Source organism: Pseudomonas sp. A1230, from assembly GCF_044218825.1.
GTDB classification, from domain to species: Bacteria; Pseudomonadota; Gammaproteobacteria; order Pseudomonadales; family Pseudomonadaceae; genus Aquipseudomonas; species Aquipseudomonas iridis.
On sequence record NZ_CP162582.1, the window covers coordinates 1,243,179 to 1,268,999 of the forward strand.

Sequence of the window (25,821 nt, forward strand, 5' to 3'; positions counted from 1 at the left end):
CCGCTTATTTTCGAAGGAGTACTGCATGGCTCTCACGTGGCCGGCTTCGCTGCGCCCGTCAGAAATGACGTGGGGCATCGTCAACAACAGCAGGGCGTTCACCTCGACGCTCTCGAACGCCCAGCAGATCGTCGGCTACCCGGGCGCCTATTGGCAGTGCACCTTGACCTTCGGATTGCTGACCAGAGAGCAGGAGCGACAGCTGACGTCTTTCCTCGGGAAGCTCGACGGCATGATGGGTACCTTCAACCTGCCGGCGTTCACCCGCCGGCGCACCAACAGCGTCGGCGCTCTCACGGTCGTCACCGGAAACGCTCAGGCGCGATCGATGGTCATCGGTGGCGCGCCGGCGAATGCCGCCGTGTTCGCTGAAGGCGACTACATCACCATCTCGGGCGAGATGTTCGAGGTTACCGATCCTGCATCGGCGAACGCGCAGGGCAGGGTGACGGTGTCAGTCAACAAGCGCATCCGCAAGACGCTAACCGCCGGCACCGCCGTCGAGTACCTCAATCCGTATTCGGAAATGCGCATGACCACCGACACCTGGGCGATGTCCATCAAGCCGGTTATCGCAAACGGCAGCTATCAATTCAGGGAGGCTTTCTGATGCCATCAGCATTTCCGTTCAGCCAGAATGTGGTGAACATCATTGCTACCGGCCGCTTTATGCCGGTCTACGCGGTCCAGCTCGACTTCGTCGACGGCATGGTCTTCGCGCACACCGGTACCGGTGATCTGGTGGTCGATGGCATCACCTACCTCGGGGTCGGCAATTTCGGCCAGGTCAGCCAGTCGCAGGAGAGCGACAACTCCGGCTCGCCAATGTCGGTCGAGCTGACGCTCAGCGGGTTGGATGCCTACATCCTCTCCGAGACGAACGTCCGAGGCTGTCGCGGGCGAATGGCAAAAGTCATATTCGTGGTGTTCGACGAGGTCGGCAACTACGCGGCGGACATTCTGTTCTCTGGTCGCATGGACGCGGCGAAGTTCTCCTTTGCCGGCAATGGCGAGGACGGCAACAGCATCACCGTCCCGGTCATCGATCGCATGGCCGAGTGGAGCCGTACCGGCACCGAACGATTCACCGACGAAAACCACCGCGCGCGGCATCAGGGTGACCGGTTTTTCTACGCTATCGCCCAAATGTCCGAGTGGCCCATTTACTGGGGCTCGAAGAAGGACGCACCGACATTCACCTATGGAAGCTAGCCATGCGCTACCGAGACTGGACAACCCGCCTGAACGAAACGATCAAGGCCGCCCAAGAGCGGCCTTTTTCATGGGGCGAATTTGACTGCTGCCTGTTCGCTGCAGACTGCACGGCCTCGGTGTGTGGTGTCGATCCGGCGGAGAACTACCGCGGCAAGTACACGACGGAAACCGGTGCGAAGCGGCAACTGAAGAAGCAGCACGGCAGCCTTGAGGCGGCGTGGGATGTCCACTTCGCCCGGGTGCCGTTGGGTTTCATCCAGCGCGGCGACGTCGTGCTGTACGACGCACCCGGCGGCCGAAGCATGGCCGTTTTCTGGGCTGGAGATTACTGGGCTGCAACCGATGACGGTGCGGCTCGGGTTGAGTGCGAGCCATTGGCCGCGTGGAGAATTGAATGAGCGGCGGCGTTAAGAAACTCGCTTCAGTCGTCATCGGCGCGGTAATTGGCGCATTCCAAGGCGGCCCATGGGGTGCTGTTGCTGGCGCAGCGCTTGCCTTTTACGCGGCGGAGCAACAGGAAAAGCTCAACACCAAGTCGCCGCTGCGTGACAACGAACCCTCCGCCCAGACGGTGCGGTCCTCGAAGGCGCCGGTGCGCTTTATCATCGGCCGTGTCTCTACCGGCGGCGTGCTGGTGTGGGCGCAGGAGCAGGCAGGCGCTCAGGGGGAGGGTGAATGGCTGCACCTGGTGTACGTGCTTTGCGAAGGGGCGATCGATGCCCTCGAAAACATCTACCTCGGCGAGGAAGAAATCGGCTCGTTCGGCGCCTATGCCACCTATGAACTGGTCGTCGATCCGACTCAGGTGAATGCATTCCTCAAGGAAAACTGCCCGGACTGGAAGGACTCTCAGATCGGTCGCGGGCTGTCCTTCGTCCGCATTTCCCTGTTTTACAGTGCTGAGAAATTCCCGTCCGGCATCCCCGACACTCGTTTCGTCGTGCGCGGTCGCAACGATATTTACGACCCGCGTAGCAACACGGCGGGCTACAGCGCAAACACCGCGCTGCATCTGCTGTGGTACCTCCGCGCCCGGTGCGGCGTGCCTGACGATGAAATCGTTTTCGAAACTTTCGCGAGTGCTGCGAACGTCTGCGACGAGGCCGTCACCAATGCGGACGGCTCTACCAGCCAGCGCTACCGCAGCGGCTGTGTTATCGGCGCAGACGAGCAGCGCACTGGCGTCTTGCAGAAGCTAGAGGCCGCTGCTGGTGGCCACCTGATCCGAGTTGGTGGTCGCTGGATGTTCCAGGCCGGCGCGTACTACGGGCCGTACGACTTCGAAATCACCGAAGACATGGTGATCGGCACCGTCACCGGCAGCACCGAGCCAACCAACGACTCAGCAATCAACACCGTTCGCGGCACGTTCATCGACCCGTCCCAATCGTGGACAGAGACCGATTACCCCGAGGTCAGTGTTGCCGAATGGATTGTCGAAGACGGTGGCGAGGCAGCGGAAACGCTGACCTACTCCTATGTCACTGACCCCTATCAGGCCCAGCGGCTGGCGAACATGGAGCTACGTCGGCGCCGTGCTGGTGGCGCTATCAGCATCCCGATGAACTTTGCGGGTTACAACTGCCGGCCTGGCCGAGTTGTGCGCGTGAACCTGCCATCTTTGAACATTCTCGGCGAGTTCATCGTCTCTGATTGGTCGATGGGCGATCGCGAAGGCTGCACCGTTCAGGTCAAGCAATACGAGCCGGCAATCTTTGATGATGCGGTGGGGCAGCCGTATAACCCGATCGGGTTTATCAACCTGCCTTCCGGCGGCATTGGCAGCCCTACCAATCTCACGTGGACACAGGACACCACTGCGGAAGTCATTCAGGGCGTTCTGTCCTGGCTGCCGCCGAGCGGCATCGTGAAGGAATACATCGTGATCGTGCGCCAGGGTACGACAGCGATTCAATCGCACAACGTGCCGTCGACATCGACAGAGTGTGCAATCAATGGCTTGCCGTCCGGTAACTACACCATGAGCGTGGCTGCCGTGGGACCGATGGCGCGATCGGGCGAGGTGACGATTACCGTCAGCATCAATGGCCCACCCATCCCGGAAAGCTGCGTGGTGCAGTCTTCTATCGACAGCATCGTGCTGATTCCGAGCAACTCGCAAAACGGACTTAACGGAGGCACCTACGAGTACTTCTTCAGCACGTCGCCGACAGCCACCTCTGCTAATGCCGAGTATCTGGGGCGGGGGCTCTCCTTCACTCATACGGGGCTGGGCTTCTGGACGAACTACTACTACTTCATCCGCTCATCGAACGCTTATGGGAAAAGCTCGTTTTTGTACGTGCCCGCTCAGACATCAAACGATGTTTCGGCCTACCTGGCTGCACTCGCAGGGAAAATTACTAAGACAGAACTAGGGCAGGAGCTCGCTGAGGAGATCGAGAAAATCCCGGGCCTGCAGGAGCAGATCGATGCGCTGGATGGGCTGGAGGGCTACAAACCTGACGAGACCTACGAGGAATACGACCTGGTGGTGCAGGGCAAGCGGATCTATCAGGCCACCGGACCGGTACCGCTCAACATGCCGCCGCCGAACCCGCTCTACTGGCTCGACGTCGGGCAGTCGGTGGAGACAGCCAATGGCTTGGCGCAGCAGGTTGCAACGAACACCGCCGAGATAATCGAACTCGACGGCGAGGTCGCCGCCCAGGCTACGGCCACACAAACCCTGCGCGCGGCATCTCGCGAGGATGATGGAAGCGGTGATCTGGCGGATTTAATGAATGGCTGGACCAGCACAGTAGCGATTGCTACCGAAAGCAAAGTCAGAGCCTCTGAAAGTGAGGCATTCGCTCGCCGTCAGACCGAATTGACGGCGGCGCTAGCCGAAAATTCGGCGAGCGTTACTCTGCTTGAGCAAGTGGTTGTTACCAATCAGCAGGCAACGGCCCAGCAAATGAGCCAGCTAGGTACGACGGTCGGGGAGCAACAGACTGCGATCCAGCAAAACACCTCAATCATCAATGACGTGAACGGAAAGGTCACGGCGAGTTGGTCGGTGAAGATGCAGTACAACTCTGGTACTGGGCAGTACATCGCTGCGGGTGTCGGTCTTGGTATCGAGAACGGACCGGCGGGCTTGCAAAGCCAGTTCCTTGTGAGTGCCGACCGATTCGCCATCGTCAACACCATTGCCGGCGGCGCCATTGCGGTGCCGTTTGCGGTGCAGGGCGGGCAGGTGTTTATGAATTCGGCCTTCATCATGGACGGTGCGATCACTAACGCCAAGATCGGTAACTACATCAGTTCGACCAACTACATCGCCGGCCAGCAAGGCTGGATCCTGAACAAAGACGGCACACTCGAAATTAACGGCATCGTTCCCGGCCAAGGGCGCTTGGTGATCAATTCACTGAACGTATCGGTCTACGACGCTAACAATGTGCTGCGTGTCCGTCTCGGATATCTGGGGTAATCAATGGCTCAATTTGGCCTTCGTGTTTTCAACGAGAGCGGCCAGCTCGCTATGGACACCAATAGCTTCACCTATCAGGTGATCTGGCAGGGCGTGATCGATTTCAGTGGAACCGTGCCCAGCTACACGCTGAATATCGCCGGCTTCAACCCAGCCAACTGCGTGTTCATGATCATCCCAACAAGAGCGCAGGACGTGCAATCTTCGGAGACCGACGGCAGCGGCAATCTAAAGTCCTACCCGTATGTCACTACTTCTGTGGGGCAGGTGGTCGTGCGCCCGAAAAACCCTTCATCCAGTGCTTCCACGATTCAATCAAGGATTGTCGCAAAGGCGTACGCAATCAGGTATTCGACATGAGCTATGGCTTTCAAAGCATCAATGACAACTCGTTTGTTCAGATCGACTCGGAAGCGCCTAGGCTTTGCGTTCTTACCAAGGGTTCGTATTCGGGCAGCACCAACGTAACCGGCACTTTCGCGCGGGCGGTAACCAGCCAGGATCCGCCCCTTGTTTTCATTCGTCCAAACCAGACCGGCTCGATTCAGGTTCCGATATCGGTCTGGTTCAATGGTGGCCCTGGGAACTGGACAGGCTTTTCGATGAAGGCCTCTGTGGTGGATGGGAATCTAAGCGGGCTGTACTTCGTCGCAGCATGGGTATCGATGGGCACGGCGTCTTATGGTTTGCGTCTTTGGGATGGCAATAGCACGCTTGTTTATGACAGTGGAGCGCCCGCGGTGGTTGTTACGTTTGCCGCTGGAAACTGGACCTATTTCGGGGACGAGCAGCTGCAGGTTGGGCGGCGCTACATCTGGTCAATAAGCAAGGCTCTTGGGGTGGGGGAATATATCTCACTGAATCCCTTCGCAATGAACTGCCACAACAATGCTTCTGGGGGCGGCTGCGCCCTTGGCGTGGATTACGCCGGCGGGCGAATCCTGATGTACAGCCTCGCTACAACTGCGTGGACCGACCAAGGCCACCGCCCATTTCTCTGCGCCAAATTGCTGGCCTGACAGTTTTTCCTTAGGAGATATTCAATGCCCTGGCACAGATTGGGAACGGTTTCGGTTATCCAAAATTCGAATGTCGTCACCGGTGTAAGCACTGCTTTTGCTGCTAATACCCGGGTCGGTGACGCCTTTGTCGGCCCGGACGGGCGCCAATACGAGCTATCGAACGTCGCGAGCGATACCGTTATCTCGATCAATCCGCCTTATCTGGGGGCGACAGCCTCCGGCGCGACTTACGCAGTGATGCCAGTTCAGGGTTATCAGAAACTCCTTGCCGACCAGGTCAGAGAGTGGGTGAACAGTTACGGCCCAAAAATGGCCGCGCTCGGTACCACTGGCAACTACGACATTCTGCCGCTGAATAAGGGCGGTACCGGGGCTGCTGATGTCGCGGGCGCACGTGCGGCTCTTCAGGTTGGCCCGCGTCGAAACCTGATCTTCAATCCGCTTTTCAACGTCAACCAGAGACGATATGGCGGTGAAGCAACGACTTCAGCCAATCAATATGTGTATGACAGATGGCGGGTGGTGGTGTCGGGTCAAACTGCTGGCGGCCAGGCCAACAAAAACGGATTTACGATTGTTGTCCCTGTGGGTGGCCTTGAGCAGGTTGTGGAAGGCAGCTTTATAAGCGGGGGTGATTACACTCTGTCTTGGAGCGGTACGACGGCAGCGACGATCAACGGGTCAGCAGTAGCCAATGGTGCTCAAGTCACGCTGACCGCCGGAGCCAACGTGACCATCCGCTTTTCAGGTGGGTATATGTTTTATCCAAAGCTTGAGATGGGATCGATTGCAACGGGTTATGAAGATCGCAGCTATGGCGAAGAGTTGATTCTTTGCCAGCGGTATTACGAAAAGTCGTATCCCTTTGATGCGAAGCCAGGAACGATTTCAGGAGTCGCCAGCCCGAACGCGTCAAACGGTATGACGTTTTCTTGCTCTGGCACTGGTACGAGGGCAATGGGGCGAACCAAATTTTCGGTTGAGAAGCGAGCCGTTCCCAGCGTTCGGTATTGGGATCAGGCGGGGAATCCAAGTTCGTTCTCCGCGGGCAACTTCGACGGCACTATCCAAACGAATGGATTCACCGGCGACTCATTTCGAACCGTTCAGGCGAGCTCCTCCTATATCTGGGGACACTGCGCCAGAAACGCTGGGGATACATTCTTTTGTCATTGGGAGGCGTCGGCGGAGCTATGAAATACAAACAATCGGAGGGTGACAGCGTCACCACGGACACTGGCCTCTGGATTCCGGCAGATCCAGAAAATACGGACTGGCAGGCATATCAGCATTGGCTGACTGAAGGCAATTCACCTGATCCAAGGTTCAGCGAGGAAGAGCTGTACGCCCAGAAGCTTGCGGAAGCTTCGATCGAGATATCCCGTCTACGGGCAATTGCGGATTACGCCATCAAGCCGCTGCAGGACGCCGTCGACATCGACGAAGCGGACGCTGAAGTCTTGGCCGCATGGAAGCTTTGGAAGAAATACCGTATCGCACTCAGTAAGGTCGAGGCCCAGCCGGATTATCCGGCGTCGATCGACTGGCCTCTGCTGCCAGCCTGACAAGCGAGTGAACCGATCAAGTCAACCCGCCATCGAGCGGGTATTTTTTTGCCTGGAGAAAAGTGATGCCTGTAACCGAAAAAGACCGCGACATCCTTGCCCGCACGATTTGGGGCGAGGCGCGCGGCGAAGGAGCGGCCGGACAAGTGGCGGTGGCCTGGACGATCCGCAATCGCGTGTTCGACGGCAAGGAAAAGTCGTGGTGGGGAGAAGGCTACGCCGGCGTCTGCCAAAAGCCATGGCAGTTCAGTTGCTGGAACAAGTCCGACCCGAACTATCAGTTCCTGATCGGTGTGAAACAGATCCCGTTCCGCGAGCTGGCGCAATGTCGTATCGCTGCTGACCAAGTGATCGACGGCAAGGTGCCAGACCCTACCGGCGGCGCCACGCACTACTACGCCACCAGCATCAGGGCGCCGGCCTGGTCGGCGAAGGCCAAGCAGACCTTGAGGCTCGGGAACCACATCTTCTTCAAGGATGTCCCGTAAGGGCGATCATTCTTCCTCGCTATCGCGCCGCTCCCTGAGCAGGCGTTGATTTTCCTGAAACAAGACGTCGGCCTGATGGGCGATGTTGGCAAATCTACTGAGCTGGCCAGCTTGCTCACTTGTTTGGCAGTGGAGCCGGGCAACGTCGGATTTGGCTTTCTTCAATTCAGCCTTGAGCTGGTCGTTTTCCTGCACCAATCCCTGGACGTTTTCGAGTGCTCGCGCCAGTTGAAGGGTGAGCGCCTCGAATTCGTTCTCGTACATTCTGAGTTGGTGACGGCAGGTTTCGAGCGGCTCAGGGGTTCCGAGCCAGTCGTCGGTGTCTTCTATATAGAGGGGATCCACGGGCATGCCTTGCTTTATACTGGTTGCATATACAGTAATCGAGGCGCAGGGAGCGGGCGAGGGGGAGGCGACGAACTGTCAGTCGGGCGTCATCAAAACAGCGAGCGTCATCTTGATGAACTCTTCGTTCTTGTCGATTGCCCAGAGCGCGCCGCGAACATTCTCAGCCACATCGGCCGATCCGCGCTGCTCGACCCAATTGGACAGCTCCATGATGGCGGCTTCGAGCGCGAGCTGGTTTTCGTTGATCTTGAAGAGTAGGGAAGGGAGCAGATCAGAGTTCGGCATTTTGGTTTCCTCCGTGGACGAAACCAGAGTAGCAGGGAGATTGATTGTTGGCAGAATGCCGGGAGGGTGCCAAAAAAGGCTCAGTGAGTTTCCGAGTGACTTTGTAAAACGCGGTTGCGCACGGTTAGGCATCGTTGCAGCGAGCGCCCGGCGCGAAGCCTCTGGTTTGGCGGGCTGCAGATCAGTCCGCTTGCATGGGGTGCTAGGGGTCGAGTGTTCGAATCACTCCGTCCCGACCATTATTCCTGAGTAAAATCAGACACTTAAGCCGATCAACCAGATCGGCTTTTTTGTGCCTGCGCAAAACCCGCGCAAAACTTGCGCAAAACTACCCGGTGATTTCACTGATATTTAGGTCAGGGATTGCCTCCGACCAGACGATCTCGGCGTGGTCCTTCTGGTAGTTCTTGGTCATGGTTTCGCTTGCGTGTCCGGCGATCTTCTGGCCGTCCTTTCCGGCTTTCTGGTACAGGTGCAGTGACAGCGCTCGCACTTCATGGAAGCCTGGCATTTCCTCTTCCTTCCCCCCCTTGTAACAACCCGCCGCATCCCGGGCCTCCTTGAAGGCTCGCGTCAAAAATCGCTCTTCGACGTCCAGTGGTCTTTCGTCTGTGTCTGCTTCTGCTTTTTACGGTCTGGCCGGCGATGGATCAGGTAAGGCGACACGATGTCGTCCCGGCACCGGCTGATAAAGGTTTTCCACAGAGAATAGCCACCTTCGCCAGTGGCTGAGTTGGCTTCCTGGGAGTAGAGAAGATCCGGAACATCGCCGACCGAGTGATTGACATCAGGTTACCGGGCCGGAAGGTCGACTAAGTCCGATCGCACTTTACGAACGCTGCCGAATTTACCAACCGCCAGGAAACCATTGGCGTGAAAGTCTGACCGTCACACGAAGCGCCACCTGCCCTTGATTGCACTCTGCTTCCTGTTCTTCAGCCGTTGCAGGTTTACGCCACCGCGGGTTTGCTGCCAGACCTTTCGTGTAGGTCTTCTCAAATTCAGAGCTGGCTTCTGCGGTCAATCGCATCGCCTTCGCATAGTCGGTTTCAAGGTCGTCAGGAAGCGAGCTACAAGCCAATTTCGCCTGTTGATACCTCATGGCATACATGAAGCCATCTGTAGGGGCTTCGTCGTAGGCGTAGTAAGAGGGGGCTGCGGTAGCGAGAGAAGGGGACATAACCAGCGCGGCCAACAAAAGGCTTCCATGCATGAGCGTTGCTTTCTCGAAAATTCTAGGAAAACCGATGATATCCGATTCGCGTGATGCACTTTCCCAAAAAAGCCAACTCGCCGAGTGGAGTGAATCGTGACCAACGTAAGGCGAGGTGACGGTATTCGGGCTGGGGCCAACGTGCGACGACCGGCAGTGCCTGGGTGCGATGCGCCCTGGCGAGCACTCGATGGAGGGGAGGGGTAGATATGCCGCAGAGTGCGGCACAGAACGTTCTATTTTTTGAATTCAACATTGGCTGTGACTAGGAGCTGGCCGTTGACGGTGACTTTGCACGCTCGCCCGGTTTCAGTCTTAGTGCCAGGAGCAAGAACCGGATCACACTGCAGAAACACCTTCTTCCCTTGATAATCTCGTGTCACACCTGCCGTTGTTGTACTTGCCGGTTCCTTCATGAATTTCCGATTCCATGGACCAAAGTAGATCTCTGGTTCGCCGCCGCCGAAGAAGCCAGATTCAGGAGTGGCGCAAATAGTGCCTTGCATCCGCTCCCCATCGATGATGTTTGCGTCTTCGTAGCAAGAGATCATTCCTTTGGCGGTAACGATCGTCGACGGCCCTCTGTTGGTCCATGTTGGAGCGGTCACACAGCCAGAAAGGGAGATAGCGGCGAGAGCAGCGGCGACGAGGGAAATTTGTTCAAAGCGCATTAGTTGGGCGTCCTTACTTTTCGAGGCGCACACAAATACCGGCTATGGGCCACTATTTCAAGTTTAAGAGGTGAATAATGGACAGGCCATGCCCCCCGCCTTCACTGGTTCATCTGGCCGATTTCGGGATACGGAATTTTTCCCCTTCGAATATCAATACAGCTGCAACCTGTGAGCTGCCTGACTCGTCCGCCTCCAGATGAGTTCTGGCAGGGTGGAATCATTGCCCATCGCGTACCTGCATTAACGCAAACCCCAAGAGATTCAAGCCCTGCCACAGGTTTGGATTATTAGCGTCCGCGTGATCCTGGGCGAGTCCAATGCCCCAAATGTTATCAACCGGGCTCGCTTCAACGATGATGCAAGAACCGGTGTCCTTGAGGAAATTGTTCAATTGCGGGTTTTGCGAAAACTTGGCTTTGTTCGCGCGCACAACAATCTCATATCGATGTTGCAGCCAATCCTGCTCGTTAAATCCGGAGATCTTGCGGCCCAGTGCTTTGGCTGCATTGGGGGTGGGGGCCTGAAGTATTTGGGCGCGAGTTTCCTGATCACCAAACAAAACTGCCTTCTCGGCCATCATGTAGTGTTCGGCGGTTGGGTAGCGTTGCCCATCAACAATGAATTCGGCGATATACCATTGGCTGAAGCATGAAGCGGTAACGCCTTTCTTGCCGGGTTGGTGCCCCCAGAAAAAAGTAAATTGCATGTGCTCTCCGCAATTGAATCGGGAGCGCAGGTCTTCGAGATATTTAGAGTCGTGCAATGGGTCTTCCTTGATGAAGGGGGCTTCGAGGTGAGCATTTAAGTTATATGCGTAGGCCCGCAGGGCGCATCAATAGGCCCCTCTGATGACATCAGAGGCGGATTTAATAACAGCAGACAGCTGCTCTTCAAGCTTAGGTGAAGCTTGATGCAAGGATCGTCGAGCCTTGGGTGGGCAATCGCGAACAGCCCATTCAACAGACGCTACTGTTTCGGCTCTTTCTTCATGTCCTCTGAATCACTTGAAGTCGCAGCATCCTTTTCCGTTTCATGCGCCTGCGCGCCGGCATTACCTCCTGAAGACTCCTCGCCCTTTTTGTTCGCCTTATCATCATGTGCGCTCGAACTTTTCGAGTGATTGACGCCCGGCAGGGCATTCGGTGGGGCGGCAGATTCAGCAGTGTTTTTCTCTGTTGCCGAGGCGCTCATCGGACCAATCATGAGCAGGCTGGCAAGCGATAGCAGCGCAATTTTCTTGTTCATCATCTAAGCCTTCACGCGAGGGGATGTACTGGTTTGGAGGTGCGAGAGAGGCAAAGGTGCAGGGTGCTGGACGAGTGGTAGGGCAAATTGCTGGCCCCCGAGTGCTATTTTCATCGTCAAACTCTCCTTTTTTCATAAGGTTAGGTTGGCTATATGCGGACGATTGTCATGACCGTTGCAACGCTTTCCCTGGCTGTCTTTGCTTCAGGACTCCAAGCGAAAGAGTTAAGCAAAGGCCATCGTTTTGCCTGTAACTGGGGGGCGGATATCGCTGCAGGCGCGCAGCAATCCAAGCTGTCAGGCATCTCTTTGTATGGCGCACGCAAGCAGTTGCAGGTGCGCAAATTCCAGCAGCCGTGGATGCGCATGACCGCAATGGGGATTACCGAACAAACCTATAACAGCACCTCTAAACTCAAGCCGGCGGCGGTCAAGCAGACCTACTACGAGCAATGTGTGCGCCACGAACTGGCTCAGCGTTAGGGACAAATCAGCACTGCCAACGACTGTGGGATCCCGATCTACTATCCTGTGAATCACGCCATTGTCTGAGAGTACGGATATGTTCAGATCAACTCGATGCATTGCAGGTGTGATGTCGCTGGTTCTGGTCGCGGGCCCGATGGCCGCGCTCGCGGATCCCGGCAACGGTAAGGGGCAGGGCAATAGCAAAGGCAACCCGCACAGTGCACAAGGGGCAGGAAACAAAGGCAAAAACGCTGACCATGGGGATCGCAGCCATGGCCCGGCCATCGACCGCAGCCAGGTCATCGGCTTGGTCGGTGGATACCGTGATTATTGGCAACCCGGCCCTGCATTGCCCCCGGGAGTCCAGAAAAATCTCGCGCGTGGCAAACCGCTGCCTCCGGGTATTGCGAAAAAACTCGACAATCGTCTGCTCGGCCACCTTCCGCACTACGACGGTTACCAATGGCAGCAAGCCGGTACGGATCTGATACTGGTCGCCCTCGCCACTGGCCTCATCTATGAAGTCCTCAACGGCGCGTTCGAGTAAGCGCTTGCAGCATCGAGCCCGACTTTTTCAGGTCGGGCTTTTTCTTGCCTCGAAGATTTGTAACGTCGGCGCTGGAGTACCATGACGCACTCTCATCCCTTGCCGAGCTCAATGCCCTATGCCTGTTTTATCGCGCGTCATTTCGTTACTCGACCAGGCGCAGCGTGCCTTGCGCCTGGTTTGGGGCACGTCGCGCAGTTTGTTTCTGGGACTGGTGCTGGCGACGTTGGTTGCCGGTGTGTTGCCGGCGCTGGCGGCGTGGCTGGGCCAACGGATTGTTGATGCGGTGGTGACGGCGATGCAGTTGCATGCGCAGCAGGGCGATGCGCCGTTGTGGCCGGTATTGCGTTACGTGCTGATGGAGGCCGGGGTGTTGGCGTTGATGTCCGCAACGCAACGGGCGCTGTCGGTGCAGCAGTCGTTGTTGCGGGTGCAGCTGGGGCAGAAGGTCAATACGTTGATTCTGGAGAAGGCGCAGACCCTGTCACTGGTGCAGTTCGAGAACTCCGAGTTCTACGACAAGCTGGTGCGCGTACGCCGCGAAGCCTCGACCCGGCCCCTGGCATTGGTCATGAAGTCACTGGGGCTGGTCCAGAACCTGATCATGTTGATCAGCTTCGGTGTGCTGCTGGTGCATTTTTCACCGTGGGCACTGGTCTTGCTGGTGATTGGCGCGCTACCGGTGTTCTTTGCGGAGGCGCACTTTTCCGGCGATGCCTTTCGGCTGTTCACCCGTCGAGCGCCGGAGAGCCGCCAGCAAAGTTACATCGAAACCTTGCTGTCCCACGAGGCGTACATCAAAGAGGTCAAACTGTTCGGGCTCGCGCCGTTGCTTTTACAACGGTACCGAGACACGTTCGCCAGACTGTACGCCGAAGACCGGCAATTGACGTTGCGTCGCGATGGCTGGGGCTTTGGTCTTGGATTGCTCGGCACGGCGGCGTTTTACGTGGCGTATGCCTGGGTTGTGATCGATGCCGTGCACGGCAATATCAGTCTGGGCCAGATGACCATGTATCTGGTGCTGTTCAAGCAGGGGCAGGGCGCGGTCAGCAGCAGCTTGAGTGCGATCAGTGGGCTGTACGAAGACGGCCTCTACCTGTCGAACCTTTACGAATATCTCGCTGAGCCGGTGTTGGCCGATAGTGGTCATCTCACCGCTGGCGTGCGACCGGGCGATGGTCTGCGTTTTGAAAACGTCGGCTTCCATTATCCGGGGGCTACCCGCGCGGCACTGGAGGGCATCGACCTGCATCTGGTACCCGGCAAAAGCATGGCGCTGGTGGGTGAAAATGGCTCAGGCAAGACCACACTGATCAAATTGCTGACGCGACTCTATCGGCCTGATCAGGGGCGCATTCTGCTCGATGGCAGCGATTTGCAGGATTGGGAGGAGACCACGTTGCGTAGGCGCATCGGGGTGATCTTCCAGGATTACATCCGTTACCAGTTCACCGTCGGTGAAAACATTGGGGTTGGCGACACTTCGGCATTCAGTGATGAACAGCGCTGGAAAGACGCTGCTGCCGAAGGCATGGCTGCGCGCTTCATTGAGGGGCTCGAGCGCGGTTACGCCACACAACTCGGCCGCTGGTTTGCCGGCGGTCAGGAGTTGTCGGGTGGGCAGTGGCAAAAGATCGCCTTGTCGCGGGCGTACATGCGCCGTGAGGCCGATATCCTGATCCTCGACGAGCCGACCTCGGCCCTCGATCCGGCAGCGGAGGCGGCGGTGTTTGAGCATTTCAGCCAGCACACCGAAGGTCGCATGACGTTGCTGATCTCGCACCGATTTTCCAGTGTGCGCAATGCTGATCACATCATTGTGCTGGAACAGGGACGGATTCTGGAGCAGGGCGACCACGATGATTTGATTGAGACTGCCGGGCATTACGCGCAGCTCTTCGATTTACAGGCTCGCGGTTACCGTTAGGAGTCGCGCGCGCTGCGCAGTGGCGCCGGCCCCGCGACACGTGGCAACGGTTTGGTCTGCATCAAGGAGTCGAGCGCCTTGCGATAATTCTGCCCGCCCAGCGCCATGCTGTTGTTGTGCGTAGCGCCGGGTACCAACAACAAGCGTTTGGGTTGTTGAGCAGCGTTGAACAGTTGCTCGCTGAAACGCGGCGGCACGAACGCATCGGCCATGCCATGTACAACCAGCAACGGCATGTGAATGTCAGCGATCTTGTCGATGGAATCGAATTTCTGCGACAGCAGCCAGCGCACCGGCAGCGAGGTGTTGGCCACGGCGGCAGCCACATCCGCCAGGGAGGTGAAGGTGGATTCGATCACCAAGCCGCGCACCGGAAGCGGCGTCTTGTCGCGCGCGGCGTCCTGGCCAAGTTCGGCGGCCAGATCAACCGCCACCGCACCACCCAGGGAGTGGCCGTAGATCAGGCGTTTGTTCGGATCCGGTTGCAGCAGTTTGAAGCGCTCCCACGCCACCCGCGCATCTTCGTAAACGCTGCCTTCGGACGGCAAATCCCCCTTGCTCTGGCCGAATCCGCGGTAATCGATGGCCAGTACCGAGTAGCCCGCCGCGCGCAATTGCTCGATGCGGAACAACTGCCCGGTGAGGTTCCAGCGCACGCCATGCAGATAGAGGATCGCCGGGGCGTTGGCTTTTTCCGCCGGCCACCACCAGGCATGAATGTTTTCCCCGGCCTTGAAGCTCTTGGGTTGCAGATCGAGTTCCTGCACGCTGCCCGGCAAACCGCGATACCAGCCGGCAGTCCCCGGCTCGATGCGAAACAGCAGTTTGCGCTCGGTATGTTCCAGCACGGCACAACTCGTCGGCACGCCGATAATCAAAGCGGCCATGCAGGCGAACGCCAAGCGGCGACGGCGCAGACGAGTCATGAAGGACAGGAACATTAAACGTTTCACCACGGCGCAGACAAAGAACGCTTTTTACCAGATGCCTCGGTCTGCGCGCGATATTTTCGACCACCGCCCGTACGCAACAATTACAAAATGCTGCAACGGCTCAATTCACCTTCAGCACGATCTTGCCGATATGATCGCCGGCCTCCATGTGCGCATGGGCCTGTGCCGCCTCTTCAAGTGCATAGACCTTGTCGATGATCGGCAGGCAGCGACCGGCACTCAGCACCGGCCAAACGTGCTCGCGCAACTGATCGGCAATGGCCGATTTCTCCGCCGCAGTGCGCGCGCGCAACAGCGACCCGGTGACCACTGCGCGTTTTCCCAGGATCGCCAGCAGATCGACGTCGTTTGCCTTGCCGCCACCAAGGAAGCCCAGCATCACCAATCGCCCATCCATCGCCAGAGCGCTGACGTTACTGTTGAAGTAGGAGCCGCCCATGATGTCGAGAATCACATTCACGCCCTGGCCAGCGGTTTTCTCGGCGATCACCGCAGCGAAATCCTCTTCGCGGTAGTTGATCGGTTGGCCGCCGAACTTGCTGATCGCCGCGCATTTTGCCGGGCTACCGGCCGTGGCGAAGGCTTCGATGGCGAATTCGCGACAAAGCATCAGCGCCGTGGTGCCGATGCCGCTGGTACCGCCATGGATGAGCGCGCGTTGCCCTCGGCTGGCGCCGCCGAGACCGAACAGGTTGGCCCACACGGTAAAGAAGGTTTCCGGAATCGCGGCGGCCTGCACCCAGTCGAGTCCGTCGGGAATGGGCAGGGTCTGGCCGGCCGGAACGCAGCAATATTCGGCGTAGCCGCCACCATTAGTCAGCGCACACACGCGGTCGCCGAGGGCAAACTGGTTGACACCAGCGCCGAGTGCCACGACTTCGCCGGCCACTTCCAGGCCTGGGATCGGGTTCATCCCGGGCTTCATCGGGTACTCCCCGGCGCGCTGCAAGGCATCCGGTCGGTTAATGCCGGCAGCGTGCACGCGGATCAGCACCTCGCCTTCGGCAGCCACCGGCAACGGCACGCGCTTGGGTTGCAGAACTTCAGGGCCACCGGGTTGAGTAATTTCGATTCGGGTCATTTCATTGGGTAACGTCATGTCGACTCCTGTGATTAAAGGTTCTGTAGATGGGAGCGTGGTTTAAGGGCAATGATTCCCTTCAGTGAGTGCAAACACGCGATTCAATGGAAGAGGGCAGCCACCTCATTGCCTGCTCCAGCAACAACGCCACTGCAATCGCGCCTGCGGCAATCGCGAACAACAACGTGTGATGTCCACCCGAGGCATTGAACATCGCCGAATAGGCAAACCCGGCCAGTGCCTGGAACGTGGCAAACGATACGGTGGCCCGGCTCCAGGCGATTTGCTGGCGATGATGTTCAGGAATCAATTCGTGCAAGCGGGCCAGAGCCAGTGGCACGATGCCGGGCGGGAATGAACCGAGAATCACCGCCAGCACTGCCAGCGCTACAAATGAGTGGGAAGTCGCCAGCAGCCCGAGCGTAATCGCCTGCACCACCAGGACCACACGAATGCTCGTCCGCGCCCCCAACTTGTCCGCCAGAAAGCCATAAGTCACCGGTCCGACAATCGCGCCCAACCCGTACATCACCCATATCAGCGCGCCGACGTGCGCTCCGGCTCCGAGCCCGCGCGCCACGTAATCCACCAGAAACACCATGGCTGGCACCAGACCTGCGGCCATGAAGGCGTATTGCGCGAACAGCAAATACACGCCCGGTGGGGTTGGCTTAACCGCCGCGCGCTCTTGGGTCGCAACCGGATGCGGCAAGTCAGCAGGCCAGCCGAACCAGCTCACCACGGTCAACAGCAACGACAATGCGCCGAGCCCTAGCCAGGTTGATTGAAGGCCCAGGCTCAACAGTGGCGGGACAATCGTCCCGGAGCCGGCAATCCCCAGGCCGATGCCAAGGAAGATCGCGCCGCTGGCCAGTCCTTTTCGGGCTGCCGGTACATGCGGCAACACCGTCGCTGCCACCAACACCATGATCGCGCCACCGGTAATTCCCGATAGCAACCGCCAACCAAAAAACCAACTCACCGACAACGGAAACGCACAGGCGAAAAATGCAGCGGTGACCAACAGCATCATCAGCCGTAACGCATTTTTATTGCCGAGGTAGCGTGCGATTGGCCGCCCGAGCAGGGCGCCGATCAGGTAGCCGACCAGATTGGCCGCGCCGAGGTAAACCACATCGTTGGCGGAAAACCACTGCGCCTGAATCAGCGCGGGAATCAGCGGAGTGTAAGCAAAGCGTGCCAGACCGATGCTGACCAGACTGGCGCAGAGTCCGGCGAAGATTGCCGATGCTGAGGATGACGTACGCATGAGCGCGATCTCAAGAAGGTTTATGGCGCCCAGCATATCGGCTATGTTTGCTGCATTCGCGCAGCGAATTGGCTGCGCAGCGATGCAAATCTGCATCACAAGGGGGCAGGATGAATTGGGACGATGCACGGGTATTTCTCGCGGTTTGTCGTGAATCGACATTGCGTGGCGCGGCGCGGGTTCTGGGCGTGGATCAGGCCACCGTCGGGCGGCGAATCACGGCGCTGGAAAAGTCCCTCAGCGCGACGCTGTTCTTGCGTACTTCTGAGGGTTACGCGCTGACGGCTGTCGGCGAGGCAGCGCTCAAGAACGTAGAGAAAATGGAGCACTCGGCGCTGGAGCTGGAGCGGCAGATTCAGGGGCTGGATGATCGCCTGACCGGTAACGTGCGGGTCAGCACCACCGACTCGCTGGCCATCGACTTTCTGATCCCGGCCATCGCCCGTCTGCACCAGCAGCATCCGGACGTACGCGTGCAACTTGATGCCTCGACGCAGATCCTCAGCCTGGCCAAGCGCGAGGCGGACATCGCCGTGCGTAATACCCGACCTGACAATCCGGACCTGATCGCACGGCGGATTGCCCGATGGCCGGTGGGGTTGTTCGCTTCACAGGCCTATATCGACACTCATGGCGTTCCTGTTCCGGGCGCGGCTTTCGAGGGGCATGACCTGGTGGTTTACCAGCCGTATCTGCAGAGCAACAAGGACATGACGCTGGTTGCCGAGCCGCTGCATCGCGGGCGTATCGTCGCCAGTCTCAGTTCCAGCCTGTTGGTGCGCCGCTCGATTGCGGCGGGTCTGGGTGTAGGAGAAATCCCGGTGTACATGGGCGAACACGATGGTTTGGTCAGGCTCTGGCCAGAGCGTAATCGTCCGCAGCCGTATGAAGTATGGCTGGTGACCCATGCGGATTTGCGCCACACCGCACGGGTTCGGGCGGTGATCGAGCAGATTGTCGAAGGGTTTGCGCTGGAGAATGGGTGAGTGGCTGGCGTGTTTTGGAGAAGCTACGTTGCTCGACGAAACGGCCTACAACTTAGGCAGAATCCGCTGGCTTGCGGGCTTGGTTGATGGGCTCTATTGTTGCTGCAACTCGTAGCGATAGAAATCACGCTTGTGAGTGATCAACCAGGGACGGGTATCGGTAACCAAGGAAGCGGATCGGATTGAAAGCCAGTGAGTTACATCAATATCCAGTCAGTGAGACATCGAGCAAAGGTCGGAATACTCAAGTCATGAGCACGGTAAGCCGCGAAGAATTCAATGCGAGGATCGAGACCATTGAAAGCAGAATGGACGCTCGAATCGATGGTGTACGCGCAGAAATTCGCGAGTTCCTTGCGATTCAGAGCGAGCGGGACAAGACGCGAGATCAGACTCAATTTGAACGAGACAAGACTCAAGTTGAAAGAGACAAGCGTTACGACCTGATTTCGCAGGATATGCGAAAAATTTCCCGGGGAGCTGAGGAAGCCGCGAGGCAAGGGGCTACCGTCAAGGCTAATGTCTGGGCAGCCACTGTCGTCCAGTTGCTTGGAATCGTTGCCATCGTCGCAGGTGCCTATTACGCGAACCAAGCCAACATGTATGTCGCGATACAAACCACACTGGCAGCGGTTCAAGCGGGCAAGGATATCCACGCACCGTCACCGCTGGCATTACCCTCACTTACACCATCGCCATAAAAACGGCCTTCATGAGAAGGCCGTTTTTTGTGGTGGTCAAGCAACCTCATGGCATCCGCGGCAACTCGTGCGGCCGCAAGTCAAACACCAGCACCTCGGCATCCACGCCATTGCTCAATGTCAGCGCCTGTTCTTCGCGAACCCGCACGCCGTCACCTTCCTGCAATCGCTGGCCGTTCAGTTCAACACTGCCGCGCGCCACATGCACGTAGGCGTAACGATTGGCGGGCAGTTCCAGGGTAGCGCTCTCTTTGCCATCGAATAGTCCGGCAAACACTCGCGCATCCTGGCGTACTTTCAGCGAACCGTTGCTGCCGTCAGGCGAAATGATCAATTGCAGCCGACCGCGTTTTTTCTGGGTGCTGAAGTGCTCCTGCTGATAGCGCGGTTTGGCGCCGCTGACTTCCGGCACGATCCAGATTTGCAGGAAGTGCACAGGTTTGGTTGCCGAATGGTTGAACTCACTGTGCGCCACGCCACTGCCAGCGCTCATCAGTTGCACGTCGCCGGGGCGGATCACGGAACCGGTGCCCAAAGTGTCTTTATGTTCCAGTGCGCCTTCGAGCACGTAGGAGAAGATCTCCATGTCGCGATGCGGATGCTGGCCGAAACCTTTACCGGCGGCAACGCGGTCATCGTTGATTACCAGCAGGTCGGAAAAGCCCTGTTCACGCGGATCGCGATAGCTGGCAAAGGAAAAGGTGTGGAACGACTTCAACCAGCCATGATTGGCGAGGCCACGATCGGAGGCTTTGCGAAGAGTCAGCATAATGAAATCTCCTGGCGGGACGTGAATTCGTCCGAGTGAGGAGAAGCTTACTGTTAACCGTTTGAAGCAATAAGTAGATGAAAATTGAAAGACTGTCGCGATCAGGTTGACAGTTCTGCTCGCCAGTTCACGCATTCTTTTCCAACGTTCAGAGCGCGCTTGGCCATAATGCTCACCCTGACTTTCGCGTTTATTCTTTTTCGATCAGTGATGTAAAACCATGAAAACCGTGGCAATGGTGTTGTTCCCCGACTTTCTGCTGCTCGATATGGCCGGCCCGATGGAAGTGTTTTCGGTTGCCAATCGTTTTCTGGAAGCAGAATCACACTATCAACTGATTACACTTGGGACAGAACGCGGCCCGCTGCGCGCCTCCAATGGCGTTTGCGTGCACGCTGACCTGCTTATCGGTGAAAGCGACGAGCGCTATGACTTGCTGCTGGTGCCGGGTGGCCCGGGGGCCTATAACGAAAAATTCCCGACGCTGTTCGCCTGGTTACCCGGGGCCGTGCAGCGGGCCGAGCGTTTTGGCTCGATCTGCACCGGCGCTTTCGTGCTGGGCCATGCCGGATTGCTCGACGGTTATCGCGTGACCACGCACTGGAACTATACCGAACGCCTGATCAAGGGATTCCCGAAAGCCAATGTGACGACCGATCAGATTTACGTCGAAGACCGCAATCTGATTACCTCGGGCGGCGTCACTGCGGGTATCGATCTGGCGTTGGCCGTGGTCGCCCGGGATCATGGCAAGAAAATCGCTCAGGATGTGGCCAAAGTGTTGCTGGTGGTGATGAAGCGCCAGGGCGGTCAAGCCCAGTTCAGCCCGTTGATGGCTGCTGTGGCTCCGCAGGAAACCCCCGTCACCCGGGTGCAGCACTATGTGCTGGAACACCTCGACGAGGCGTTTACCGTCGAGCGCATGGCGGGGCTGGCGAACATGAGCGCGCGGCATTTCGCCAGGGTGTTCGCCCGTGACGTCAACATGACGCCGATGGAGTTTCTGCAAAGTGCGCGCATCGACTGTGCACGTCATTTGCTCGAAACCAGCGATCTGCCGCTGAAAACCGTGGCCTATAAAAGCGGTTTCGGCAGCGTGCGGCACATGCGTTCGCTATTCGCTGAAAAGCTCGGCCTGACGCCTGCGCAGTACCGCGAACAGTTCAGCTAGAGCGGTTCTGTCCGTCCAGGGCACCCGGATGTCCGTGCGACGTCCTGTGTGGCGGTTGTGCCGTCATCTGAGGCTGCCAAGATAGTTGGCATGGACAATTTCAACGATGTGAACACGGCGGCAGTGCTGCGTTTCGGCCCTTACGCGTTTCATTTGCGCCAGCGGCTGATCCTCGACGGGGATCGGCAATTGCGCATGGGCGGTCGCGCGCTGGACATTCTTCAGTTGCTGGTCGAGCGGGCGGGGCAGGTGGTCAGCAAGGAGCAATTGATTGCTCGGATCTGGCCAACATCGGTGGTCGAAGAGATCAACTTACGCGTGCACATTGCTGCACTGCGGCGGGCGTTGGGCGATGGTCAGGATGGTCAGCGTTATATCGTCACTGTGCCGCAGCGCGGGTACAGCTTTATCGCCCCGGTGCATTACGACAGCGTGCCGCAAGCAGTCTTCGAAGGGCTGCAATCACCGCAGCACAACTTGCCCGCGCGGCTGACCCCGGTCACCGGCCGCGATGCTCTGGTTGGCGGCATGTTGCGGCGTCTGCCGCTGTGTCGACTGATGACTGTCACCGGGCCTGCCGGTGTCGGCAAGACCACCGTGGCGCTACGCGTGGCGGAGTTACTGCTGCAACATTTTCGTGATGGCGTGTGGTTGGTCGATCTGGCGCAGATCGATGTCGAAATCCCCTTGCTGGAACACCTGTTACGCACCCTCGATTGCGATTTCGCCACGCTGTGCGTGCGTCATGCATTGCTGGTGCTGGACAATTGCGAACACCGGCGCGAGGTCTGCAAGGCAATGGTCGAGACGCTGCTGGACGCCGCGCCGCAACTGACGATTCTCGCGACCAGTCGTGAAGTCTTGCAGGCCAGTCTGGAAACCGTTCAACCGTTATTACCGCTGACTTTTCCTAACAGTTCGGCAGTCGATTGTGTTGCGCAGGCCATGGGCTATCCGGCGGTGCAGCTATTTGTCAGCCGCGCCCGGGCTCGACAGCATGATTTCAGTTTGCGCGAACAGGATCTGCCCACCGTACGCGAGATCTGTCGTCAGCTCGATGGCCTGCCGTTGGCGATCGAACTGGCGGCTGCGCAGATCGGCGCACTGGCGTTGGTCGGATTGCACGCGCAGTTGGCCAACGGCCTGCAATTGCTCAACCATGGCCGGCGCACGGCAGTGCCTCGTCATCAATCCATGCAGGCCGCACTCGACTGGAGTTATCAACGCTTGAACGAGCAGGAACAGCGCGTGCTGCAACGCTTGTCGGTGTTCAAACGGGTCTTCACTTTAGAGGCCGCTCAGCGCGTGATCAGTTGCCCACTGCTGGCTGCGTCGCAGCTGGCGGCGATCATCGAACGGTTGGTGCATACGTCATTGTTGGCGGTGGAGCAGGACGCTGGCGCGGGTAGATACCGGATGCTCAATACCACCCGGCGTTATGCCCGCGAGCAACTTGAGCGCAGTGGTGAAGGCATTGAACTGGAGCGTCGACATGCACGCTTTATCAGTCGTGTGCGTCATGCGTCAGGCGAGTACGGGATCGCGCAATTCGTCGAGTAACTGGCGCACTTTCCGCAGGTCCGGCGTGGCATAGCCTTCGGTGAAACGTTGATAGATCGGCGTCAGCAGATCCAGCGCTTCGCGATGACGGGATTGACGTTGCCAGAGCTGGGCGAGCGAGGTGGCGCTGCGCAATTCCCAGGCCAGGGCACCTTGGGTGCGGGCGATGGACAGGGCTTGATGCAGGATGGCTTCTGCCTCCTGAACATTTGCGGTGACTGAGCTGGCCTCTTCGCGAGCAGGCTCGCTCCCACAGGGATTTGGGGGGTACGCAGAATTTGCGTTTAACACGAAACCATTGTGGGAGCGAGCCTGCTCGCGAAGCCGTCCGCTCGGACGCCCTGAGTCATCAACCATTAACGCATTCGCCCGAGCCCGCAAGATCTCCGCCGTACTCCAACCCGCATCACCGGCCAGCGCCCGTGTCAGCAAATCATCATCAACAAATCGCTCATCCAGCGTCACCATGATTTCCCGCACCAGCCCGCTGCCATCCGTCGGCACCGGCATAGTCGTTTCAGCGTCGATCACCTGTGCGTAGTGCAGCGCCCAGCGATAAAACAACAGCACCGAATGCTTCTGCGATTGCTCAAGCAAAAGATGCAACAGTACCCGGGCGTTCTGCTTGTCACCGTTGTAATGGGCGATCAGGCAACTGGCCAGTGCCAGGGTGTAGCAAATCGAGGTGCCGTGATTGATCTGCACGGCAATGTCCAATGCCTGTCGCGCCGTGCGCCACGCTTGCTCGGGAAATCCTTGCAGCCACAGCACCCGGGCGAGCACGGTCAGTGAGGCAACACTCTGGTCGTATTGCACGCCAAAACCGTGGGTAAAGCGGTTGAGGTGGCCGCTGTGCGCCATGCGTTCGAGCACTTGCTCGGCATGAATGCGCGCCTGTGGCTGGTCGCCGGCGTAATGCAGGGCCAGCACCCGCAAGCGGTGCGTGCTGAGCGACAGCAACGGGTCGCCCTGCGGGCCTAGGCGGTCGAATTGTTCGCTCTGCTCCAGCGCCATCCGGTAGCGCCCACAACTGAGGTCGACCGCCAGATGCCCGGATATCGCGCGCAGTTGGCCGGAGATATCAGCGTGTGTGTGGGCCAGTTGGCGGGCGTCGACAAAAGCGCCGATAGTCTCCGGGGTGGCGCCCCAGGTGTGATAACAGGCACTGCCCAAGGCCAGTTTCAGGGCGATTTTCAGATGCGGGCAGGGGGCGCCAATTTCATCCAGCAGGCGCAACGCCCGCCGCACGTAATCGCCGTACTCCTTGAGTAGCGACAATTCTTGCCACAACGGCGCCGAGGCTGCGGTCAGCTCAATGGCCAGATTATCCGGCCCGGCTCTGTTCAGGCTCCACTCCAGCGCTGCGCGCAAATCCTCCAGACCTCGGGCATAGCGCTCGATCCACAACGCCGTGGGGGTGTTTTGCCAGTGCGATTGCGCCTGATGCATCAGGGCCAGGCAGCGTTCGGCGTGGCGCTGACGAGTCTCATCGAGTTCAGCCGCGACATCGAGTTTTTCCAGGGCATAGCGGCGTGTCGTATCGAGCAGGCGATAGAACACCTCTTCATCACCCACCTCGACACTGAGCAAGGATTTGGCCACCAATTGCGTGATCGAGGCGAACACCGCAGCGGGGTCGATCTGCTGCCCGACGATGACGGCCGCCGCCGACTCCAGAGTAAACCCGCCGCGAAACACACCGAGTCGACGCAAGCAGGTTTGCTCGCAGCGATCGAGCAGGTTGAAACTCCAGTCCAGCGTGGCACGCAACGTCAGGTGGCGCTCGGCGCTACTCTGGTCACCCGCCGTCAAGGGTGGCAAACGGCCCTGCAAGTGCGTCAGCAAGCCGTCCAGCCCCAGTTCGGCGACTTGTGCCGCCGCCAGTTCCAGCGCCAGTGGAATACCGTCCAGTCGGTGGCAAATCTCGATGGCTTGCGGCAACTGGGCATCGCTCAATTCAAAGCTTTCCTGCGCCTCGGTCGCCCGTTCGACAAACAGCTGCAACGCGGAAAAACCCAGCGCCTGGGCCCGGTCCAGTTCGACAGGCAACGGTGGGTAGTCGAGGGTTTCCAGACGTTGCACAAATTCGCCTTCCGCTCGCAGGCTTTCGCGACTGGTGGCAAGAATATGCACCTGCGCCGCGCCGCGCAGAATGCTTTCACTGAGCGCTGCAACGGCGTCGATCAGGTGCTCGCAGTTGTCGAGTACCAGCAGCATCTGGCGCTGGCGCAAACCATTGACCAGACACGCCAGCGGATCGCCGTCGAGCAGCGACAGCTCGAGCAGGGCCGCCAAGTGCGAGCAAATCAGTTGTGGGTCGTTGAGCGGCGCCAGATCCACCAGTCGAATGCCGTCGCGGTAATGCCCGATCAACTGTTCAGCCACGCGCAAAGCCACAGTGGTTTTACCGATGCCGCCGGGGCCGACCAGGGTAATGCAGCGCCGGCGTGGCAGCTGCGTCATCAACCGGTCGACCAGCGGCTGACGGCCAATCATCCGCGTGCGCCGCAGGGGCAGATTGTGCCGACTGTCGGCATCGCCCGCCGGTCGCTGTTCGATAGTCTCGTGCAGGATCGGCGCAACAAAACTGTAACCACGTTGCGCCACGGTGACGATATAGCGCTGGCCAGCCTGACCGTCGCCCAAAGCCTTGCGCAGCGCTGCCATGTGCACCCGTAGGTTGATGTCTTCGACGACGCTGTCCGGCCAGACTGCGGCCATCAATTGCTGCTTGCTCACCACCTCGCCGGCGTGGCCCAGCAGAGTCAGGAGAATGTCCATCGCTCGCCGACCCAGTCGCAACGGCTGATCGCCCTCAAGCACCAGCCGTTGCCCGGGATGAATCCGATAGGGACCGAAACCGAGGGCCTGATTCGGGGGAAGACTCAACAGCT

27 protein-coding genes and 2 pseudogenes are annotated in these 25,821 nt (G+C 58.6%); 17 read left to right on the forward strand and 12 right to left on the reverse strand.

The genetic code is table 11. The features are described 5' to 3' along the window. Positions 1-25: 25 nt before the first annotated feature. From AB4P97_RS05855 to AB4P97_RS05895, 9 genes are all read left to right on the forward strand, one after another. Positions 26-610 carry a hypothetical protein gene (locus AB4P97_RS05855; RefSeq protein ID WP_395602215.1) on the forward strand — a complete coding sequence of 195 codons (585 nt, stop codon included), beginning with the start codon at positions 26-28 and terminating at the stop codon, positions 608-610. After that, a complete protein-coding gene (locus AB4P97_RS05860) occupies positions 610-1,212 on the forward strand; it encodes a hypothetical protein (protein ID WP_115148328.1) in 603 nt (200 codons plus the stop codon). The genes AB4P97_RS05855 and AB4P97_RS05860 overlap by 1 nt, the downstream gene beginning before the upstream one ends. Before the next feature lie 2 nt (positions 1,213-1,214). Next, the gene (locus tag AB4P97_RS05865) at positions 1,215-1,613 is read left to right on the forward strand and encodes a DUF6950 family protein (protein WP_042559958.1); all 399 of its coding nucleotides are present in this window, start codon (positions 1,215-1,217) and stop codon (positions 1,611-1,613) included. After that, positions 1,610-4,651: a DUF1983 domain-containing protein gene (locus AB4P97_RS05870; protein WP_395602216.1), complete on the forward strand. Its 3,042-nt coding sequence runs from the start codon at positions 1,610-1,612 to the stop codon at positions 4,649-4,651. Before AB4P97_RS05865 ends, AB4P97_RS05870 begins: the two co-directional genes overlap by 4 nt. Positions 4,652-4,654: 3 nt before the next feature. Next, entirely contained in the window at positions 4,655-5,011 is a 357-nt protein-coding gene (locus tag AB4P97_RS05875) for a hypothetical protein (RefSeq protein WP_042559956.1), read from the forward strand. Beyond that, a complete protein-coding gene (locus tag AB4P97_RS05880) occupies positions 5,008-5,670 on the forward strand; it encodes a hypothetical protein (RefSeq protein WP_395602217.1) in 663 nt (220 codons plus the stop codon). The genes AB4P97_RS05875 and AB4P97_RS05880 overlap by 4 nt, the downstream gene beginning before the upstream one ends. 24 nt (positions 5,671-5,694) lie before the next feature. Beyond that, positions 5,695-6,870, forward strand: coding sequence for a hypothetical protein (locus tag AB4P97_RS05885; RefSeq protein WP_395602218.1), 1,176 nt, complete (start codon positions 5,695-5,697; stop codon positions 6,868-6,870). Then, positions 6,867-7,238 (forward strand): tail fiber assembly protein, encoded by a 372-nt coding sequence (locus AB4P97_RS05890; protein WP_395602219.1) that lies wholly within the window; start codon positions 6,867-6,869, stop codon positions 7,236-7,238. Before AB4P97_RS05885 ends, AB4P97_RS05890 begins: the two co-directional genes overlap by 4 nt. A gap of 65 nt (positions 7,239-7,303) precedes the next feature. After that, positions 7,304-7,726 carry a cell wall hydrolase gene (locus tag AB4P97_RS05895; RefSeq protein ID WP_395602220.1) on the forward strand — a complete coding sequence of 141 codons (423 nt, stop codon included), beginning with the start codon at positions 7,304-7,306 and terminating at the stop codon, positions 7,724-7,726. Positions 7,727-7,732: 6 nt separating this feature from the next. On the opposite strand, the gene AB4P97_RS05900 is transcribed toward AB4P97_RS05895, so the two are convergent. The 3 genes and pseudogenes from AB4P97_RS05900 to AB4P97_RS05910 all read right to left on the reverse strand — a co-directional run. Further along, positions 7,733-8,077, reverse strand: coding sequence for a hypothetical protein (locus AB4P97_RS05900; protein ID WP_395602221.1), 345 nt, complete (start codon positions 8,075-8,077; stop codon positions 7,733-7,735). A 72-nt stretch (positions 8,078-8,149) separates the two neighbouring features. Continuing rightward, entirely contained in the window at positions 8,150-8,359 is a 210-nt protein-coding gene (locus AB4P97_RS05905; protein WP_016774031.1) for a hypothetical protein, read from the reverse strand. 328 nt (positions 8,360-8,687) lie between these two features. Continuing rightward, positions 8,688-9,049: pseudogene (locus tag AB4P97_RS05910) on the reverse strand (integrase); the annotation flags it as partial. Positions 9,050-9,052: 3 nt separating this feature from the next. On the opposite strand from AB4P97_RS05910, the pseudogene AB4P97_RS05915 reads away from it, so the two are divergent. Further along, positions 9,053-9,175 (forward strand): annotated as a pseudogene (locus AB4P97_RS05915) (phage holin family protein); the annotation flags it as partial. Positions 9,176-9,206: 31 nt separating this feature from the next. Here the strand turns inward: AB4P97_RS05915 and AB4P97_RS05920 are convergent. The 4 genes from AB4P97_RS05920 to AB4P97_RS05935 all read right to left on the reverse strand — a co-directional run bounded on the left by AB4P97_RS05920 (position 9,207) and on the right by AB4P97_RS05935 (position 11,491). Next, positions 9,207-9,554: a hypothetical protein gene (locus tag AB4P97_RS05920; protein WP_395602222.1), complete on the reverse strand. Its 348-nt coding sequence runs from the start codon at positions 9,552-9,554 to the stop codon at positions 9,207-9,209. A 254-nt stretch (positions 9,555-9,808) separates the two neighbouring features. After that, positions 9,809-10,243, reverse strand: a complete 435-nt coding sequence (locus AB4P97_RS05925; RefSeq protein ID WP_115148413.1) for a hypothetical protein — start codon at positions 10,241-10,243, stop codon at positions 9,809-9,811. A gap of 220 nt (positions 10,244-10,463) precedes the next feature. Beyond that, complete coding sequence (locus AB4P97_RS05930) at positions 10,464-10,952, reverse strand: NADAR family protein (protein WP_200892957.1); 489 nt, start codon at positions 10,950-10,952, stop codon at positions 10,464-10,466. Positions 10,953-11,212: 260 nt separating this feature from the next. After that, the gene (locus AB4P97_RS05935) at positions 11,213-11,491 is read right to left on the reverse strand and encodes a hypothetical protein (RefSeq protein WP_042558709.1); all 279 of its coding nucleotides are present in this window, start codon (positions 11,489-11,491) and stop codon (positions 11,213-11,215) included. Between the two features lie 153 nt (positions 11,492-11,644). Here AB4P97_RS05935 and AB4P97_RS05940 point away from each other — a divergent pair, with 153 nt between their 5' ends. From AB4P97_RS05940 to AB4P97_RS05950, 3 genes are all read left to right on the forward strand, one after another. After that, a complete protein-coding gene (locus tag AB4P97_RS05940; protein WP_042558710.1) occupies positions 11,645-11,974 on the forward strand; it encodes a hypothetical protein in 330 nt (109 codons plus the stop codon). A 79-nt stretch (positions 11,975-12,053) separates the two neighbouring features. Further along, a complete protein-coding gene (locus tag AB4P97_RS05945; RefSeq protein ID WP_042558711.1) occupies positions 12,054-12,506 on the forward strand; it encodes an anti-virulence regulator CigR family protein in 453 nt (150 codons plus the stop codon). Positions 12,507-12,624: 118 nt separating this feature from the next. Next, positions 12,625-14,436 (forward strand): ABC transporter ATP-binding protein, encoded by a 1,812-nt coding sequence (locus tag AB4P97_RS05950; RefSeq protein ID WP_042558712.1) that lies wholly within the window; start codon positions 12,625-12,627, stop codon positions 14,434-14,436. On the opposite strand, the gene AB4P97_RS05955 is transcribed toward AB4P97_RS05950, so the two are convergent. The 3 genes from AB4P97_RS05955 to AB4P97_RS05965 form a co-directional block, all read right to left on the reverse strand. Beyond that, positions 14,433-15,377: an alpha/beta hydrolase gene (locus tag AB4P97_RS05955; RefSeq protein WP_042558713.1), complete on the reverse strand. Its 945-nt coding sequence runs from the start codon at positions 15,375-15,377 to the stop codon at positions 14,433-14,435. The two genes, AB4P97_RS05950 and AB4P97_RS05955, sit on opposite strands and share 4 nt — an antisense overlap. A gap of 112 nt (positions 15,378-15,489) precedes the next feature. Next, on the reverse strand, positions 15,490-16,488 hold the full coding sequence (locus AB4P97_RS05960) for an NAD(P)H-quinone oxidoreductase (RefSeq protein ID WP_042558714.1): 999 nt from the start codon (positions 16,486-16,488) through the stop codon (positions 15,490-15,492). A 61-nt stretch (positions 16,489-16,549) separates the two neighbouring features. Then, positions 16,550-17,740, reverse strand: a complete 1,191-nt coding sequence (locus tag AB4P97_RS05965) for a YbfB/YjiJ family MFS transporter (RefSeq protein WP_042558715.1) — start codon at positions 17,738-17,740, stop codon at positions 16,550-16,552. A gap of 110 nt (positions 17,741-17,850) precedes the next feature. Here AB4P97_RS05965 and AB4P97_RS05970 point away from each other — a divergent pair, with 110 nt between their 5' ends. Further along, positions 17,851-18,726: a LysR family transcriptional regulator gene (locus tag AB4P97_RS05970; RefSeq protein WP_042558716.1), complete on the forward strand. Its 876-nt coding sequence runs from the start codon at positions 17,851-17,853 to the stop codon at positions 18,724-18,726. 251 nt (positions 18,727-18,977) lie between these two features. Beyond that, on the forward strand, positions 18,978-19,427 hold the full coding sequence (locus AB4P97_RS05975; protein ID WP_042558717.1) for a hypothetical protein: 450 nt from the start codon (positions 18,978-18,980) through the stop codon (positions 19,425-19,427). Between the two features lie 46 nt (positions 19,428-19,473). On the opposite strand, the gene AB4P97_RS05980 is transcribed toward AB4P97_RS05975, so the two are convergent. Further along, positions 19,474-20,196 (reverse strand): pirin family protein, encoded by a 723-nt coding sequence (locus AB4P97_RS05980; RefSeq protein WP_042558718.1) that lies wholly within the window; start codon positions 20,194-20,196, stop codon positions 19,474-19,476. Between the two features lie 220 nt (positions 20,197-20,416). Here AB4P97_RS05980 and AB4P97_RS05985 point away from each other — a divergent pair, with 220 nt between their 5' ends. Continuing rightward, positions 20,417-21,367, forward strand: coding sequence for a GlxA family transcriptional regulator (locus AB4P97_RS05985; protein WP_042558719.1), 951 nt, complete (start codon positions 20,417-20,419; stop codon positions 21,365-21,367). 90 nt (positions 21,368-21,457) lie between these two features. Next, a complete protein-coding gene (locus tag AB4P97_RS05990) occupies positions 21,458-22,927 on the forward strand; it encodes an ATP-binding protein (protein WP_395602223.1) in 1,470 nt (489 codons plus the stop codon). Here AB4P97_RS05990 and AB4P97_RS05995 read toward each other — a convergent pair. Next, on the reverse strand, positions 22,892-25,816 hold the full coding sequence (locus tag AB4P97_RS05995) for an ATP-binding protein (RefSeq protein ID WP_395602224.1): 2,925 nt from the start codon (positions 25,814-25,816) through the stop codon (positions 22,892-22,894). The genes AB4P97_RS05990 and AB4P97_RS05995 overlap by 36 nt on opposite strands. Between the last annotated feature and the right edge of the window lie 5 nt (positions 25,817-25,821).

Coding starts and splice junctions, on each gene's coding strand:
- AB4P97_RS05905 (WP_016774031.1), bottom strand. CDS start 8,359: ATGCCGAACTCTGATCTGCTCCCTTCCCTACTCTTCAAGATCAACGAA.
- AB4P97_RS05975 (WP_042558717.1), top strand. CDS start 18,978: ATGAGCACGGTAAGCCGCGAAGAATTCAATGCGAGGATCGAGACCATT.
- AB4P97_RS05870 (WP_395602216.1), top strand. CDS start 1,610: ATGAGCGGCGGCGTTAAGAAACTCGCTTCAGTCGTCATCGGCGCGGTA.
- AB4P97_RS05980 (WP_042558718.1), bottom strand. CDS start 20,196: ATGCTGACTCTTCGCAAAGCCTCCGATCGTGGCCTCGCCAATCATGGC.
- AB4P97_RS05930 (WP_200892957.1), bottom strand. CDS start 10,952: ATGCAATTTACTTTTTTCTGGGGGCACCAACCCGGCAAGAAAGGCGTT.
- AB4P97_RS05880 (WP_395602217.1), top strand. CDS start 5,008: ATGAGCTATGGCTTTCAAAGCATCAATGACAACTCGTTTGTTCAGATC.
- AB4P97_RS05875 (WP_042559956.1), top strand. CDS start 4,655: ATGGCTCAATTTGGCCTTCGTGTTTTCAACGAGAGCGGCCAGCTCGCT.
- AB4P97_RS05900 (WP_395602221.1), bottom strand. CDS start 8,077: ATGCCCGTGGATCCCCTCTATATAGAAGACACCGACGACTGGCTCGGA.
- AB4P97_RS05865 (WP_042559958.1), top strand. CDS start 1,215: ATGCGCTACCGAGACTGGACAACCCGCCTGAACGAAACGATCAAGGCC.
- AB4P97_RS05855 (WP_395602215.1), top strand. CDS start 26: ATGGCTCTCACGTGGCCGGCTTCGCTGCGCCCGTCAGAAATGACGTGG.
- AB4P97_RS05985 (WP_042558719.1), top strand. CDS start 20,417: ATGAAAACCGTGGCAATGGTGTTGTTCCCCGACTTTCTGCTGCTCGAT.
- AB4P97_RS05890 (WP_395602219.1), top strand. CDS start 6,867: ATGAAATACAAACAATCGGAGGGTGACAGCGTCACCACGGACACTGGC.
- AB4P97_RS05965 (WP_042558715.1), bottom strand. CDS start 17,740: ATGCGTACGTCATCCTCAGCATCGGCAATCTTCGCCGGACTCTGCGCC.
- AB4P97_RS05945 (WP_042558711.1), top strand. CDS start 12,054: ATGTTCAGATCAACTCGATGCATTGCAGGTGTGATGTCGCTGGTTCTG.
- AB4P97_RS05940 (WP_042558710.1), top strand. CDS start 11,645: ATGCGGACGATTGTCATGACCGTTGCAACGCTTTCCCTGGCTGTCTTT.
- AB4P97_RS05925 (WP_115148413.1), bottom strand. CDS start 10,243: ATGCGCTTTGAACAAATTTCCCTCGTCGCCGCTGCTCTCGCCGCTATC.
- AB4P97_RS05990 (WP_395602223.1), top strand. CDS start 21,458: ATGGACAATTTCAACGATGTGAACACGGCGGCAGTGCTGCGTTTCGGC.
- AB4P97_RS05885 (WP_395602218.1), top strand. CDS start 5,695: ATGCCCTGGCACAGATTGGGAACGGTTTCGGTTATCCAAAATTCGAAT.
- AB4P97_RS05955 (WP_042558713.1), bottom strand. CDS start 15,377: ATGTTCCTGTCCTTCATGACTCGTCTGCGCCGTCGCCGCTTGGCGTTC.
- AB4P97_RS05970 (WP_042558716.1), top strand. CDS start 17,851: ATGAATTGGGACGATGCACGGGTATTTCTCGCGGTTTGTCGTGAATCG.
- AB4P97_RS05935 (WP_042558709.1), bottom strand. CDS start 11,491: ATGAACAAGAAAATTGCGCTGCTATCGCTTGCCAGCCTGCTCATGATT.
- AB4P97_RS05860 (WP_115148328.1), top strand. CDS start 610: ATGCCATCAGCATTTCCGTTCAGCCAGAATGTGGTGAACATCATTGCT.
- AB4P97_RS05960 (WP_042558714.1), bottom strand. CDS start 16,488: ATGACGTTACCCAATGAAATGACCCGAATCGAAATTACTCAACCCGGT.
- AB4P97_RS05895 (WP_395602220.1), top strand. CDS start 7,304: ATGCCTGTAACCGAAAAAGACCGCGACATCCTTGCCCGCACGATTTGG.
- AB4P97_RS05950 (WP_042558712.1), top strand. CDS start 12,625: ATGCCTGTTTTATCGCGCGTCATTTCGTTACTCGACCAGGCGCAGCGT.